Source organism: Armatimonadota bacterium (assembly GCA_018268395.1).
In the GTDB taxonomy this organism is placed as follows: domain Bacteria; phylum Armatimonadota; class Fimbriimonadia; order Fimbriimonadales; family Fimbriimonadaceae; genus JAEURO01.
Genome location: JAFDWQ010000012.1, coordinates 24,603 through 39,135, shown reverse-complemented (window position 1 = coordinate 39,135; position 14,533 = coordinate 24,603). Strand labels below are relative to the sequence as shown.

14 protein-coding genes are annotated in these 14,533 nt (G+C 63.4%); 7 read left to right on the top strand and 7 right to left on the bottom strand.

Features of this window, described 5'->3' with window-relative positions; genetic code table 11:
- The first annotated feature begins 20 nt into the window (after positions 1-20).
- From JST30_16985 to JST30_16975, 3 genes are read left to right on the top strand one after another with little or no spacing between them, the layout of a single operon-like run.
- Entirely contained in the window at positions 21-338 is a 318-nt protein-coding gene (locus tag JST30_16985) for a VOC family protein (protein MBS1716024.1), read from the top strand.
- Positions 338-1,066: a polysaccharide deacetylase family protein gene (locus JST30_16980; protein ID MBS1716023.1), complete on the top strand. Its 729-nt coding sequence runs from the start codon at positions 338-340 to the stop codon at positions 1,064-1,066. The genes JST30_16985 and JST30_16980 overlap by 1 nt, the downstream gene beginning before the upstream one ends.
- On the top strand, positions 1,021-2,136 hold the full coding sequence (locus tag JST30_16975) for a glycosyltransferase family 4 protein (protein ID MBS1716022.1): 1,116 nt from the start codon (positions 1,021-1,023) through the stop codon (positions 2,134-2,136). The genes JST30_16980 and JST30_16975 overlap by 46 nt, the downstream gene beginning before the upstream one ends.
- A 7-nt stretch (positions 2,137-2,143) precedes the next feature.
- On the opposite strand, the gene JST30_16970 is transcribed toward JST30_16975, so the two are convergent.
- Positions 2,144-2,542 carry a hypothetical protein gene (locus JST30_16970; protein ID MBS1716021.1) on the bottom strand — a complete coding sequence of 133 codons (399 nt, stop codon included), beginning with the start codon at positions 2,540-2,542 and terminating at the stop codon, positions 2,144-2,146.
- Between the two features lie 111 nt (positions 2,543-2,653).
- Here JST30_16970 and JST30_16965 point away from each other — a divergent pair, with 111 nt between their 5' ends.
- The 3 genes from JST30_16965 to JST30_16955 all read left to right on the top strand — a co-directional run bounded on the left by JST30_16965 (position 2,654) and on the right by JST30_16955 (position 8,874).
- A complete protein-coding gene (locus tag JST30_16965; GenBank protein ID MBS1716020.1) occupies positions 2,654-5,176 on the top strand; it encodes a hypothetical protein in 2,523 nt (840 codons plus the stop codon).
- 84 nt (positions 5,177-5,260) lie between these two features.
- Positions 5,261-8,206, top strand: a complete 2,946-nt coding sequence (locus JST30_16960) for a leucine--tRNA ligase (protein ID MBS1716019.1) — start codon at positions 5,261-5,263, stop codon at positions 8,204-8,206.
- 38 nt (positions 8,207-8,244) lie between these two features.
- Complete coding sequence (locus tag JST30_16955) at positions 8,245-8,874, top strand: tetratricopeptide repeat protein (protein MBS1716018.1); 630 nt, start codon at positions 8,245-8,247, stop codon at positions 8,872-8,874.
- Here JST30_16955 and rsmG read toward each other — a convergent pair whose 3' ends face one another.
- From rsmG to JST30_16925, 6 genes are all read right to left on the bottom strand, one after another.
- Complete coding sequence (gene rsmG / locus JST30_16950; protein MBS1716017.1) at positions 8,875-9,552, bottom strand: 16S rRNA (guanine(527)-N(7))-methyltransferase RsmG; 678 nt, start codon at positions 9,550-9,552, stop codon at positions 8,875-8,877.
- Positions 9,552-10,424 carry a tetratricopeptide repeat protein gene (locus tag JST30_16945; protein MBS1716016.1) on the bottom strand — a complete coding sequence of 291 codons (873 nt, stop codon included), beginning with the start codon at positions 10,422-10,424 and terminating at the stop codon, positions 9,552-9,554. The genes rsmG and JST30_16945 overlap by 1 nt, the downstream gene beginning before the upstream one ends.
- A 10-nt stretch (positions 10,425-10,434) precedes the next feature.
- On the bottom strand, positions 10,435-12,279 hold the full coding sequence (locus tag JST30_16940) for a hypothetical protein (GenBank protein ID MBS1716015.1): 1,845 nt from the start codon (positions 12,277-12,279) through the stop codon (positions 10,435-10,437).
- 35 nt (positions 12,280-12,314) lie between these two features.
- Positions 12,315-12,671 carry a VOC family protein gene (locus JST30_16935; GenBank protein MBS1716014.1) on the bottom strand — a complete coding sequence of 119 codons (357 nt, stop codon included), beginning with the start codon at positions 12,669-12,671 and terminating at the stop codon, positions 12,315-12,317.
- A gap of 26 nt (positions 12,672-12,697) precedes the next feature.
- The gene (locus JST30_16930; GenBank protein ID MBS1716013.1) at positions 12,698-13,132 is read right to left on the bottom strand and encodes a helix-turn-helix domain-containing protein; all 435 of its coding nucleotides are present in this window, start codon (positions 13,130-13,132) and stop codon (positions 12,698-12,700) included.
- Positions 13,133-13,200: 68 nt separating this feature from the next.
- Positions 13,201-13,998 (bottom strand): PEP-CTERM sorting domain-containing protein, encoded by a 798-nt coding sequence (locus JST30_16925; GenBank protein ID MBS1716012.1) that lies wholly within the window; start codon positions 13,996-13,998, stop codon positions 13,201-13,203.
- A 182-nt stretch (positions 13,999-14,180) separates the two neighbouring features.
- Between JST30_16925 and JST30_16920 the strand changes: the two genes are divergently transcribed.
- Positions 14,181-14,525 carry a co-chaperone GroES gene (locus JST30_16920; GenBank protein ID MBS1716011.1) on the top strand — a complete coding sequence of 115 codons (345 nt, stop codon included), beginning with the start codon at positions 14,181-14,183 and terminating at the stop codon, positions 14,523-14,525.
- Positions 14,526-14,533: the final 8 nt, after the last annotated feature.

Below are 14,533 nucleotides of genomic sequence, written 5' to 3'. Positions count from 1 at the left end.
ATACCGGTATCCTGGCGGCCATGGGTCCGGAACTGACCCCGCACGTTTCGCTCACCGTCACCGACGTCGACGGAGCCGCCCGGTTCTACTCGGACGTCTTCGGCTGGCGTCTCGTCGATACGACCCCCGAATGGACCGAGATGGCGTCGGGGCCCTTCCGGCTCTACTTGGTCCGCGACGACGGCCCGAGCCCGATGTTCGCGGTCTCGGTGGACGACGTCGACGACGCGAAGTCGACGGCCGTCCAGAGGGGCTGCTCCGTCGTAGGCGAGAAAGACGGCGAAGTCTTCGTGACCGATCCTTTCGGGCATTCGTTCTGCCTGACGCGCAAAGCCTGATGGGCGTCCCGATCCTGATGTACCACCGGATCGCGGCAAGGCCCGCGAAAACGACGGTGCCTCACCACTACGTCCATCCGGAGCGTTTCGGGCGCCACGTCAAAGGGTTGGCCCGGACGGGGTACGCGACGGTCAGTCTCAGCCGCCTCACGGAAGCGTTCGCGACCGGCTCCGGCCTGCCGCCGAAGCCGATCGTTTTGACCTTTGACGACGGTTATGCCAATTTCGGGACCGAGGCCGCGCCGAGAATGGCGGCCCATGGCGCGAGCGGAACGGTCTTCGTGGTCAGTGGCCTCATCGGCGGACAGAACAAGTGGGATTCCGATCGTGGCGACGCCGTCGAACGGTTGCTCACGGCCGAGCAGATCGTCGAACTCGACAAGGCCGGATTCGAGGTGGGGTCCCATACGGTCGTCCACGCCCGGCTGACCGATTGCGACGACGACCGCCTCCGGGACGAACTGGTCAGGTCACGGGAAGACCTAAGTACCCTGTTGAACAAGGACGTCACGCAGTTCTGTTATCCTTATGGCGCCCACGACGGGAGGGTGAGGGCGGCCGTTAGGGACGCGGGATATGCCGCGGCGTGTTCGGTGGAGAAAGGATGCAACGACCCGGAGACGGACCGGTACCGCTGGAAGCGGATCAACGTCCGAAGCGACACGACGACCCCGATCCTCTTTTGGAAGATCTGGCGGGCGAGCCGTCGAAGCCCGGCGGTCGGTTAAAGGTCCTTCAAGTCTGCTCGGCCAGACGCGCCACCTACGGCGCGGTCGCAAGCATGATGACTTTGGCGACGGAGCTCCGTTCCCGAGGTCAGGACGTCGCTTTCGTCACGTTCAAAGGTCGCCATCTCGGCAGCCACGTCCGCTCCGAAGGTTTCGAGGACCACCAGGTCAAGGTCCGGTTCAAAGTCGACCCGTTCGCGATCGCTTCGATCGCGCGCATCGTCCGGAGGACTCGCGCCGACGTCGTCCACAGCCACCTCTCGACGTCGTCGATCAACGGTTCCTTTGCCGCGCGCCTGGCCAACGTCCCCGGAGTCGCGACGGTCCACGGACTCAGCGGCAAGCTGTCCTTCCTCCCCGCCGAGCACCTGATCGCGGTCTCCGCCGAAGTCCGGCGGCACATGATCCAGCAAGGCGTCAACGAGTCGAAGATCTCGATCGTGCCGAACGGGATCGTCTTGTCCCAGGCGACACCGCCCGACCGAACGGCGGCCCGCCTCGCGCTTGGCTTACCGCTCGATGCGCCCGTCGTCGGTACGACCGCCCGACTGACGCCCCTGAAAGGCGTTGACCACGCCCTGTACGCCTTCGCCAAGATCGTGCAAGACCTACCGAACGCGCGGTACGTCGTTTTCGGGAGCGGACCCCAGTCGGCCGGGCTCCAAGAACTCGTGGAGACCCTTGGGATCAGCGCGAACGTCCAGTTCGTCGGATACCGTGAAGACGTCCCTGCCCTTCTTCCGGCCTTAGACGTCTTTCTCTTCCCTTCGCTCCGCGAAGCGATGGGCATCGCGATCGTGGAAGCCATGGCGGCGGGGCTGCCCTCGGTCGCGACGCGCATCGGAGGCATTCCAGAGGTCTTGACTCCAGAAACGGGGCGCCTGGTCGCTCCTTCGGACCCTGTCGCGATGGCCGAGGCCACCTTGGACTACCTGCGCGATCCTGTCCTTCGGAAGACGGTCGGCTCTGCCGCCGCCGAACGGGCGCGCACCGAGTTCACGGCTCAAAGGATGGCTTCCAGGACGCTCGACGTCTACCGCGCCGTCCTCGACCGGAAGAGCCGGTCTTAGGGAGCCGTCACGGGTCCGCAGCATAGACCTCGAGCCGGGCTTCGGCCAGGGTCTGTCCGTTCCAGGAGAGGTCGAACCTGTACAGACCCGGGCGTTCCATGGGGTGCTCGACGAAGACTTGGCCGCAAAAGTACATGTAGCTGGGGACGAAGTCGGGGCGCTTGACGAACACCGCCTCGAACCCGTTCTCGTAGATCACGCGGCCGTCTTCGTCGATCAGCCTCAAGTGGAACGTGTGTCCACCGGCTTCGTGCGGATCGGCCTCGATCTCCGTCGCGACGTACATCGGCTCGAACCGGGCCGGAAACGACTGGACTTGGATCCCTCGGAAGACCCCGACGATCACGGGCGATCCGCCTTCGAGCTGCGACGCGAAGTTCGCGAGGACCATGAAGCTGGACCGCATAGCCCGATTATGGGCACGGAACCTTCAGACCTTCTTAGCGAACTCTAGCGGTTTTCGGACGTCTGAACCCGTTGGGCAAGGGGTGCGCCCCTTAGAGCGAACGATATGAACATGACACTGGCGACTCTCGCCTTCTTGGCCGTGACCGAACGGCCGGTCGACTTCACCATGGCGGCCTCACCGCTCGAAAAGGTGGTCGCCAAGCTGTCCGAAACGACGGGCAAGCGTCTCTCGGTCAGCCCGACCCTCGCCCAAGAGGTCGTGCTCGTGGACGTCCGACAGTCCGACCCGTCGGTCTTGACCGAGCGGATCGCTTTGGTCACGGGCGGAAAATGGGTCAAGACGTCGGAGGGTGACCGTCTTGAGCTCGATCTTGAATCGGACAAGAAGGAGCGGCAGACCGCATTGGAGCAGCGGACGAAGCTTTTGGCCGACGAGATCGCCAAGCTGGGAGCCGAAGCGGCCAAGCAGGGCGAGTTCGATCCCCAGCAGTTCCAGAAGTCCCTTGAGCAAGCCCGCCAAGCTATGGAGCAGGCCAGGAACCAAGGCGGTGCCCAAGGAGGACCGCCGCAGGGCCTTCAACAGATCGGCGGAATGATGAACGCCATGCCTGCGAACCGGGCGATTTTGAAGTTGCTCCAAGCGTTGAGGGCCGACGATCTGGCCAAGATCGCCCCCGGCCAGCGCGTCGTCTACACGACCGCCCCGACCCGGATGCAACGGATGCTGCCCAGCAACGGCGTCCAGGTCATGCGCCAGTTCGCGGCAGACCAGAACAAACTGACGGAGTCGATGAGGACGTTGCGACAGCAGTTCGGCCGGGCCGGACAAGGGGCCAACGGGGGCGCGCAACGGCAGGCCGGGACACGGACAATCCCCCAAACGCAACAGCAGAACGTTCAAGCTCCACCCGTTCCCTCGAAGGCTTTCTTGATCGTCAACCGGGTCGGTTCCAACGACGGTCTCATGCTCCAGTACCTCGTCTCCGACGCGACCGGGCAGATCATCGGCCAAGGGAACATGAACCTCCTTGGTTTCCGGCCCCCCGCCGCATTGCCTGCCGCTACTGGCGGGACGACCGCAGAGAAGCCGTTCGCCTTGTCCGACGTTTCGATGAGCTCGATCAGCGCCTTCGCGACAGGTGGACGGATGCAAGGAGGCCCGAGAGGCCTCGGGACGAACGTTCCGTCCGGTCGCTCTCAGATGCCGGAACTGAAAGAGGCCCTTGCCAAACCGGACACGTTCGACCCGCTTTCGATCCACGTCGAGGAGACGATCGGCGTGCTCGCCAAGGAGTCGAACATCGTCGCCTTGTTGCCCGACTCGTTGCTCGTCGACTCCGCGAGGACGCTTTCCCGCAATCCGGCCCCCTCTCAGGTCCAGGCTGCGTTCGAGCAGCAATGGGGCCTCGAGGTCGTCAATAAGGACGGTTGGCTGACCGTCTGGCCTGCGCGTAAGTTCGAAGCCCGGGAAGCCCGGGTCGACCGAAAGGCGTTGGCGAAAGCGATCGCTTCGGCCAAGGGGCCGGCCGGCCTCCGGCTCGATGACGTCGCGAACTACGCGCTCAAGGCCCCTGCAGGAACCAACGGTGCTCTGGACCTGGCCGTCATGAGGGCGGTCGACCCGACGGCCGGAGACGTGCTGCAGCAAGCCTATGGCGACAACCGCGACGTCTTGATGATGTACGCGGCTATGACCCCCCAGACGAAAGCGGCGCTGTTCGAAGGAAGACGGATGCCCGCGACGAGCGTCAGCAACAACGCGTCGGCTTTGCTTGCGGACCTCGTCTACAACTCGATGGACGGGCCACGGGTCGCGGCGACTCAAAGGGTCACGGCCGGGCCGAACCGTCAGAACGGGACGGCAGGATCGGGCCGCAACAACGGAACCAACGGCCAGGGTCGGGGCGGACGCCGGGGCGGAGGAACGGGCGGTGGCCAAGAAGTCATGGTCCACAGCGGTCTTTACGCGCAAGTCGGCCCACCTCAACAAGCGACAGGGCAGCCGGGGCAAGGTCGGCGCGGGGGCCGCGGAGGCTTTGCCGCAGGCGGACCGCAGGCTGGGCCTCGGGGCGGCGCGGCTGGATTCATTGTCCAACCTCAAGGCGGCGGCCGTGGCGGGTTCGGAACGTTCGGTGGCGGCAACGCGATGACCGAACGGACCGAAGTCTTGCCGACCGGCGTCCCGGGAGCGACGACCCTCGTCGTGACGGTGCGCACGGAACAGGTGGCCAAGGCGGTCCAATCCGATTCGAACGCGGCCCGTGTCTTCACGCCTCAGTCGCTCGCGATGGAGAAGGCGATGTTCGACAATCCGGTCCAGACCGACCGGCCTCTGACGAACGTCCAATGGAACGCGTACATGCCCGGTGAGCGACGGATGATGCTGTTCCAGTTCACGTTCGCCGACGGAGTGACGATGTCCCGGATGCTCCAAGACACGTCCTACCAAGGTTCGGCTGTCTCGTCCCTCGATAAACTGCCAGGCGACTTTTATTCGCAGTACCAGTCGTCGTACAAATCGGCCCAAAACCAGTTCGCCGAAATGCAGAGGCGCAGGCAGGAAGGCGGACAGAACGGGCGCGGCGGGCGTCCCGGCGGACAGCGCGGCCAACAGCGGCCTCCGGGACCGTAGTTCGGCGGAACGACCTTGTCGGGCCCGGCTTCTCCAAGCTGGGCCCGCTCTCTTTCGAACCTGGCGCGGAAGGTACAACGGGTCATGACCGACCGGTACGAGCCCCAGCTTTTTGAAGCGAAATGGCGGCAGCGCTGGAAAGACGCCGACCTCTTCCGCACGCGCGAAGACGAAAGCCGTCCCAAGTTCTACGGGCTCGATTTCTTTCCGTATCCGAGCGGTGCAGGCCTGAGCGTCGGGCATTGCCGGAACTACGTCCCGACGGACGTCCTGTGCCGTTTGAGGCACATGCAGGGCTACAACGTCCTCCATCCGATGGGCTTCGACGCCTTCGGGCTTCCGGCCGAGAACGAGGCGATCAAGACGAAGAGCCATCCTCGTCCCATGATCGACCGGTATGCGGAGACGTACCGTCGGCAAATGGACTTGGTCGGCATCAGCTACGACTGGTCGCGTTCCTTCAAGTCGTGCGACGAGGACTATTACCGCTGGACGCAGTGGATCTTCGGCCTGCTTTACAAGAGGGGGCTCGCGTACCGGAAGAACGCCGAAGTCAACTGGTGCCCGAAAGACAAGACGGCCCTCGCCAACGAAGAGGTCGTCGGCGGACTCTGCGAACGGTGCGGCACGCCCGTCGAGCGCAAGGCCATCCCCCAGTGGTACTTCAAGATCACGGCCTATGCTCAGCGCTTGATCGACGACCTCGACGATCTGGACTGGCCCGAAGGCATCAAGGCGATGCAGCGGAACTGGATCGGCCGGAGCGAAGGCGTCCAGTTCAGGATGGAGGTCGTCTTCGAAGCCGACTCAAACTTGCCGGAACCGGCCGGAACGGTGAAAGAGGCCCTGCCGGACGACGAATTCGCGGCCCTCAAGCTCGAAGTCGCAACCGAAGCGGCGTCGGCCGATCCTCGGTCCACTGAAAAGGCCGAAGAGATCCTGTCCCGTCTTGGATCGATCGGAGAGGATCTGACCTTTGGTCCAGACGTCTTTTCCCGAGCCAACGATATGTTCGCATCGGCCAAGGAAAAGGTGCAGAACGCGGCGACGCCTCTCGGAGACGATTTTGAAGTCGTCCGCGCAAGGCCGTTCACGTTCGAAGTCTTCACCACACGCATCGATACGGTCTACGGAGTGACGTTCTGCGTCCTCGCTCCGGAGCACCCGTTGGTCGCCCAGATCAAGGGGCTTGTCCCTGCTGACCGTCGGGCCGCCGTCGAGGACTACGTAGAGGCGGTCAAGTCCGAGAGCGAAGCGGTCCGCACGGCCGAAGACCGGGAGAAGACAGGTGTCTTCACAGGCGCCTACGCGGTCAACCCCGTCACGGGGCGGCGCGTTCCGATTTGGATCGCCGACTACGTCCTCATGGGTTATGGGACCGGCGCCATCATGGCCGTTCCGGCCGGAGACGAGCGCGACTTCGAGTTCGCGGTCAAATTCGGGCTTCCCGTCGTGCCGATCCAACGACCGACGGCGGCGTGGTTCGCGTCACAGGGCCGCAGCGACACCGAAGCATCCTTCGCCGTTTACCTCAAAGATCCCAAATCGTTTTCCGGCGCGTTCGTTTCGAAGGACGAGCCTCTGATCGGCGCGGGTGCCTGTACGGGCCTGTCCTTCCAGGCCGCGACCGAAAAGTTGGGCAAGTGGGTCGAAGACCAAGGTCTCGGTAAGCGCAAGGTCCAGTACCGTCTCCGGGACTGGCTGATCAGCCGCCAGCGTTATTGGGGCTGTCCGATCCCGGTCTGTTACGACAAGGACGGCGACACGATGCTGATCCCTGAAGACCAGTTGCCCGTCGAACTGCCCGACGTCGAGAGTTACGAACCGACCGACGACGGCTCTTCCCCGCTGTCCCGCATCCAAGACTTCGTCAACTGCACGACGCCGGAAGGACGCTTGGGGAGGCGCGAAACCGACACGATGGGCGGCTTCGCCTGCTCTTCTTGGTACTTCCTCAGGTTCTGCGACCCCTTCAACGCCGACCAAGCTTGGGACCCGAAGAAGGTCGCTTATTGGATGCCCGTCGACACCTACGTCGGTGGCGCGGAACACGCCGTCATGCACCTTCTTTATGCGCGGTTCTGGACGAAAGTGCTCTTTGACGAAGGGCTCGTGCCGGTCAAGGAACCGTTCCAGCGGTTGAAGAACCAAGGACAGGTCCTCGGCCGCACGCCTTACCGGAAGCCAAAAGGGGACGAGACGTTGGACGTCGGAGAAGACGGGATCCTGATCAGTTCCGCCGAAGCCGCGGCAATGCCCGAGGAGGAGGTCACGTGGAAATGGGTCCGGATGAGCAAGTCGAAGGGCAACGTCGTCACGCCTGACGAAGCGGTCGAGAAATACGGGGCTGACGCCTTGAGGTTGTTCGAGCTTTTCGTCGCTCCTTTCGACGCGGACGTCGAATGGAACAACGAAGGAATGACAGGGACGGCCCGTTTCTTGGGCAGGGTCTTCAAGTTCGTGGCCGAAGTCGGTCCAGAGTTCAGACCCGATTGGAAACAGGCCCTCAAAACGCTTCCGGACGTTGGCGTCAGCCGCGACGTCCGAAGGTCGACCCACAAGGCCCTCCGCAAGGCGACCGAAGAGATCGAGAGGTTCTCCTTCAACACGTACGTGTCGACGCTCATGGAGCACTTGAACACGTTGAACGATCTCCGTAAGAAGTCCACAGGGTCGGACACGGAACGTGCCGCCTTCAGCGAGGCGGCCGAGACGCTGGTACTGTCGATCGCACCGGGTGCGCCGCATTCCGCGGACGAATTGTGGGAGTCGCTCGGCAAGGACGGCTTCACGTTCGCGGCCGATTGGCCGGCATACGATCCCGCGCTGGCCAAGGACGACCTCGTCACGATCGCGGTCCAGGTCAACGGAAAGCTCCGGGATACGGTGGACATGCCGGCCGAGGCGTCTCAGACCGATGTGGAGTCTGCCGCGCTGGCATCGCCGAAAGTCGCGCAGCACCTCGAGGGCAAGACCGTCAGAAAAGTCGTCTATGTCGCCGGAAAACTGGTCAACGTCGTCGCGACCTAGTGTCAGGGACCTCGCCACACGACTGGTATGGTGAAACCATGAGGGCAAACGGGTTGATCTTCGGACTCTTGGCGGTCTTGTGCTGTTCGTGCGGCCCGAACGACGCCCCCGGAAACCTCATCCGGGACAATGACCAGTACGTCGCGACCCTCGGACAGGTCGCCGATTTGACGCGCGGCCCGTTCGCGGCGGTCCACGACGGTCATCCGATCAGTGACAACGAGCGGCGGGACCTGACCAAGGCCGAAAAGATGATCGAGTCCTTGATCGCGTACAAGCCGGACAATTACGGGCCCTACATCTTAAAAGGCCTGACCTTGCGTGCCCTCGATCGGCCGAAGGAAGCCGAACGGGCGTACAAACAGGGGCTTCTTTACACGCCCCAGACGATGAAGCCGGAAGACAAGATCGCCGTTTCGCAGATCTACGACGAGATCGCGACGCTCTACTTCGAACAGCAGAACTATGCTCAAGCCGAGGAACACGCGGACAAGGCCGTTTCCCTGAGCGCGGACAATCCGTCCGTCCTCGCCAACGCGGCCAGCGTCAAGATCCAATTGAACAAGCTCGATGAAGCGAGGAAGCTGCTCACGCAGGCCGCAAAACTGGATCCGAACGACGCGCGAACGAAGCAGCTCCAGCGCCTTATCGATCCCGCCGCGAAGTGATCAGGCCAACGGGCGCGACTTCATTTCGGCCCAGCGCCGCGGGTACTTACGGTCGGTCCGCGAGACTTTTCGGAAGACCGGGAACAACCGTTCACCTGCCCCGTCCGGCAACGACGACGCTTCGACCGTCTCAAGTTGGAGGCCAAGGCCTTCACCACGGAAGGACTCTGCCGTCCCCCGTTCGACCGGAGTACGGAACGGGACGAACGCACCTCCGACCTTCAGCCACGCCGCACTGCACTCGGCTTGGACGGCGAAAGGTGCGAAGGCACGTCCTGTGACGACGTCATACGATTCTTGCCTTCCCAGTTCTTCGGCCCGCCCCTCCATGACTTCCAGGTTCGGCAAGGGGTGCTCCCTCAGAAAATCGAGGCCTTTCCTCCAACTATCAAGGGCCGTGACGGAGAGGTCCGGCCGGACAAGTGCGAGAGGCCAGGACGGAAAGCCGGGTCCGCATCCGATATCCAGAACGCGCGCTCCTGAGGGAAGGAGCCTGAAGATCAACACAGAATCCAGGAAATGCCGTACGGCACACTGTTCGAACGGGACCCGCGTGAGGTTCACGACTTCGTTCCGTTCGTAAAGGGCCGTTCCGAACGCTTTCAGACTCTCGAGCCTGTCCTCCGTCAGGACCAGACCGAGACGTCGGGACGGCTCAAGGAACGGAGAAAGGTCCATCAGGCCGTGCGGAGCCCGATCCGTTCCAAAGCCCGACGAAGCACGTCCCGGTCGTAGGCGTCCATCGTTTTGGCCTTGCGGTCTTCCTGTGCCGCTTCGTCTTTGAGCCCCATAGCGGTCAGGAACAACCGGAGTAGGCCGTGGTACAGCGGCTTCGACGCGTCGATGTCGCTCGCGAGCCGGACCGCTCGGACGGCTTCCTCCTGCTTGCCCTGCCCCCAGAAGGCCTGGCTCACAAGGAAATAGAGCCCGTCGTCTCCCGGTGAGAGTTCGATCGCCGCATGGAGGGCATGGGCGGCCTCTTCGAACTGTCTGCATTCCAGAAGCAGTTCTCCCAGCCAGTAATGGTAGAACGCCTGGTCCGGGGCGCAGGCGACAGCGACTTGGGCGGCATCGACCGCTTCTTTCCGGTGACCGGCCTTGCGCAGCGCTTCGGCGAGCTTGTGGTGGGCGTAGGCGTCTTGCGGATCAAGGTCGACGGCTTCTTTCAGCTTCACGATCGCGTCGTTCATCCGGCCCATCTGACGGTAGAGGCCCGCCATTGAGACCATCAGTTCCCCGCTTTTCTGAATACGCTTGGCCTTCTCGTATTGGCGGAACGCCTGAGGGACTTGGTCCGATGCCGCATAGGCCGCTCCCAAGTCCATCAAGGGCCACGGCGAGGTTTCGTCGCTTTGCTCGACGGCGCGCTTGAAATGTTCGACGGCGGACTCGTAGTCGCCTTCCGTCATGGCCTGGCGACCGAGCGTGGCGCTTTCGGACGTCGTCTTTCCGACCTTGCCGCGGGTCGTGCTTTTGGCAGCCCTTTCGGCGGCTGCCCCTGGCAGGTCGAAGAGTTCCTTGATCAGCTCGAAGTCCGGTGCCTGCCCCATGACACTGGATTCAACGTTGGTGGCGCGAAGCGAGTTCGAACCCGGTGGGCCTCACGATCAGCGTGACGGGGTAGTTCGCACCGGACAACGGCAAGGTTTGGATCCGAAGGTCCTTGGTCGCCCCTGCCGGAACCTTGATGTTCATCAGAACGACTTCGCGCTTCGGAGAAATGAGACCGAGCCGGATCCATTCGCCGTTCACGACGAAAAGTCCGCTCCCGTAACCCGCGCTGGCCTCGAGCAGAAGTTCGACTTCAGCGGGTTCGGGAGTGGGGTTGTAGATCGAGCCTTGGATGTCGTAAATGACGCCGAAGTTGCCGTCGAGCGACCGGTGCTGGGCCGCGTCGGGGATCGCCTTTTCTCCGATCCGGACGACGCCGAACTTGCCTCCGATCTGATATTCGAACCGCTCGTCACGGAACGGATCGGGATAGACGTCTTTCGCTTCGCCCTCGATCCTCATGCTGAGTGTGCGGACCGGAAGCGCACGACAGTTGTGCCAAGCGCCGACGACCTCCCGCCCGGGGATCCAGGACGACGGGCTCCGCTGGTCGAAGACGGCGTCCCCGAACACGACGATCCTTGAGGCGCCACCCTTCCGAAGTCCAATCGAAGCCAGTCCGCTCGTCGTTTCGCCCTTGGCCAACCTGCGGACCGTGATCGGGACGGCGCTGCCCGCGGGCACGGAAACGACTTCGCCGCTCCGGCTGAGCCACTTCGCGAGATAGCTTTCACCGGCGACGTATCCGGCCCGGGTCGGGTTCTTATCGGGTCGGCTTTCACCCAAGTTCAAGGTCACGACCGCAGGCTGGTCGGTCGGGTTGACGATGACGTACTGGATGACTTGTGGCAGCGGATTGTCGTTCTGGTGGTGGTAAAGCAGGCGGGCCGATCGGCCCTCGGTCAGTTCGCCCCAATAGAGTCTTCCCGGCCGTTCCACGCTTTCCGGGTTGTTGCTGTACCAAAGTTCGTCCTCCCGGCCCGGACCCTTGCCGATGTTGAAGACCGTGACCGTCACTTCGCCTTCGAAGGGGAAGCAACCAGGGCCGGTCGCAAAGACCTTGGCCGTCACTTTGCGCTCCATCCCGGTGCTTACGGGCCCTGCGTTCGACACCTTCGCCCAGACCTTGGCACCCGGCGGGCATGGGGTATGGGCTTGGAGAAGAGCGGAGACAGCCCCGGACACGACGGTCTTGTCGGCCGGATCGCCCGTGACTTGAGTCCAGAGCGGGCCGCTCGGAGTGAACGCGTACGGCCGAACCGTGACCGCGACCGTCTCCTTCCATTCGCCGGAGACGACGGACACTTGGACCGTCCCCAGTCCGAGCGGGCTGACCTTGAATCCGCCTGGCGTCTTCTCCACCCGGACGACGTCGGGAGCAGAGACGGTCGCGAGCGCTTTCGAGGCAGCGAACCCGGTCACGGTCAGGGTCCCTGCCCGGTCGGTCGGGATGTCGAGCGTCTTCTGCACGACTTTCAGAGGCGGCTGGTTCGCGGCGTCGATCAACCGTTGCGTCACCGTCGCCGCAAGCGTCTGGGCCGAAACCCTCCGGGCCTTCGCTTCGGCGGGCGTCACGATCAAAACGGTCGCGGCACCCATCTTGACCAACCAGTTCTTGCCGCTCGCGACTTTGGTGAACGTCGAAGCCTGTGTCAGCTTTTGGAGGTTCGAGGAAGCAGCGGCGGCCCGTTGCGCAGGGGTCAGCCCCGCGTGCGGGGTCATGAACGTATGGATCTTCACTTCGTTCACGAACAGATCGGCCCCGACAGAACGAGCGTCCAGGGCGAACCCAAGACGCACGACCAGACAGCACAACAACGCGAACGTGACCCGCAACATCGAACCGGGGGACAAGGTACCCCAATTATCGGCCGGAGGCGTTCCGCCGTTCAGGAGCCGGAGAACTGGACGATGCCCACGCGGTTACCGTCAGGGTCCGTGAAGACGGCAGACCATCCGACGCCGGGCACGTCTCCCTTTCCTTTCACGACGGAGCCACCGACCGACGCGACCTTGGCCAGCGTCGCTTCGATCGAACCGACCTCGATCCAGACGCTCGGGGAGAACCCGGCGTGGACCGAGTCGACCTTCATGAACCCGCCGAGGTGCTTGTCGCCGGACCCGAACACGACCATGTCGCCTCCGAATGAACGGAACGTCCATTCGAAGACGGCTCCAAAAAAGGTCTGGGCGCGTTCCAGATCGGTGACGTCCCATTCGATGTGACACACGGTGTTTTCAGCCATGAGCAAGATCCTTGACGTCGACGATTCTAAGCGACCGGAGCGGCTTCAAGCTGTGCACGATCCGACATTTTCGGCCTTTCGGAGGACGGGGATCGTCCGAACCGACGGCGATAGGCGCGTGAGAAGCCGCTGGCGCTTTGATAGCCGCAGAGGAACGCGAGGTCCACGACCGGAACGTCTGATCCGCGCAGGAGCGTCCTCGCCCTTCCGAGGCGCGCCGTCTGGGCGAACCGCGAAGGGTCGACCCCTTCTGTCTCACGGAACACGCGCTGGAAGCGCTCGACGCTCATGCCGGCTTCCCGGGCCGCTTCCGATACCGGACTTCCATCGCCCCGAGCGAGCACGGCCTTTCCTGCTTCGAGCTGTGAATAGAGGTCGATCCGGGTCGCCCATCGCTTCGCCGGGACGCCGATGGCTCCCAGTGCGGCGGGACACGGAATCCTGGGTCGAGGCGCCTCCATGGTCGGATTTTGGCCCGGAGAAGGAACAGGGCGCCCCGGTCGGAGCGCCCTGTACCGTAAGAGCGACGTTACTTACGGCGCCGCCGTGCGAGGGCCGCGAGCCCAGCGGCGCAGGCGAGCATGGTCGCCGGCTCTGGTACGACGTTGAACTCGCCGCCCAAAGTGTTGAGTTGGGCGAGCGTCCCGTCCGAGAACCTGTCGACGATCACGCCGTTCCGGTCGTATCCCGTGAACAGGCCGCCGTTCCCTTGCTGTCCGATCCAGAGCAGCCCGGTCGAATAGTCCATGGCGAGACAGGTCTGGGCGAACCCTAGTCCCGAGTCGAACTTCGACACCAGGTTGCCGGTCATGTCGTACTCCTCCACCATGCCCGAGTCCCACCGTGACACCCAGAGACTCTTGTTCTGGACGTCGTACGTGATGCCGAGGTAGTTGCCGAACCCGCCCAGGTCGAACAGTTTGGTCGCGTTCGTCCAATCCCGGTCCGTCGCCCACACTCCGCCCAGGTTGCCGTAGTTCACGATATAGTTGCGGCTTCCGTCGGTCGTTCCGTCATAGGCGAGGATGTCGAAGTTGTTGGGAGCGAAATCGTAATAGTCGGTCCCCTGCCAGTTCCCGTTCAGATCGTAAAGGCCGCCGTGGTCGGCCGCGTCCATCTGCCCAGACGCCGCCGTCCGGACGTCCCCGGACACGGCGATCGGATAGTCCTGACCGCCGGACGTCTTGTACACGTTGGTCACGCCGGCGTCGTACCGCGTGATGTTCTGATTGTTGCCGGCCGACATCCAGTAGCCCATCGGGCCGCCTTGCGCCTGAGCCGTAGCGACGGCGATGACCGCCATCGCCGAAAAGAGTGTCCTTTTCATCGTTCGTACCTCTCCGGCCGTCGGGCAATCGGAATTGTCCGAGGCCGCCCTCATTGTACGCCGGCTTTTTTGTCGTCGCGCGAATCCGGTGACGCCCGAAGGGACCGGGCCCGGCGTTGGCACTCTCGACGGTATACTGCCAACATCCTCACCCTACTCTTGCGAGGAGAGACCTTACCGAAATGAAGCTACAACCCCTCCACGACCGCATCGTCGTCGAGCCGGCCGCGCACGAAGAAAAATCGGCCGGCGGCATCATCCTCCCCGACACGGCAAAGGAGAAGCCCATGCGCGGGACCGTCGTCGCGACAGGCCCCGGCAAGACCCTTGACAGCGGCAAGACCGCGCCCGTCGACGTCAAGGTCGGCGACACCGTCCTCTACGGCAAGTACAGCGGTACCGAAGTCACCGTGGGCGGCACCGATTACGTGATCCTGCGCAACGACGACGTCCTCGGCACCGTGACCGGGAGCACCGCCAAGACCGACAAGCCGGCCAAGAAGGAGAAGGTCGGCGCCAAGAAGTGATCGAAGAC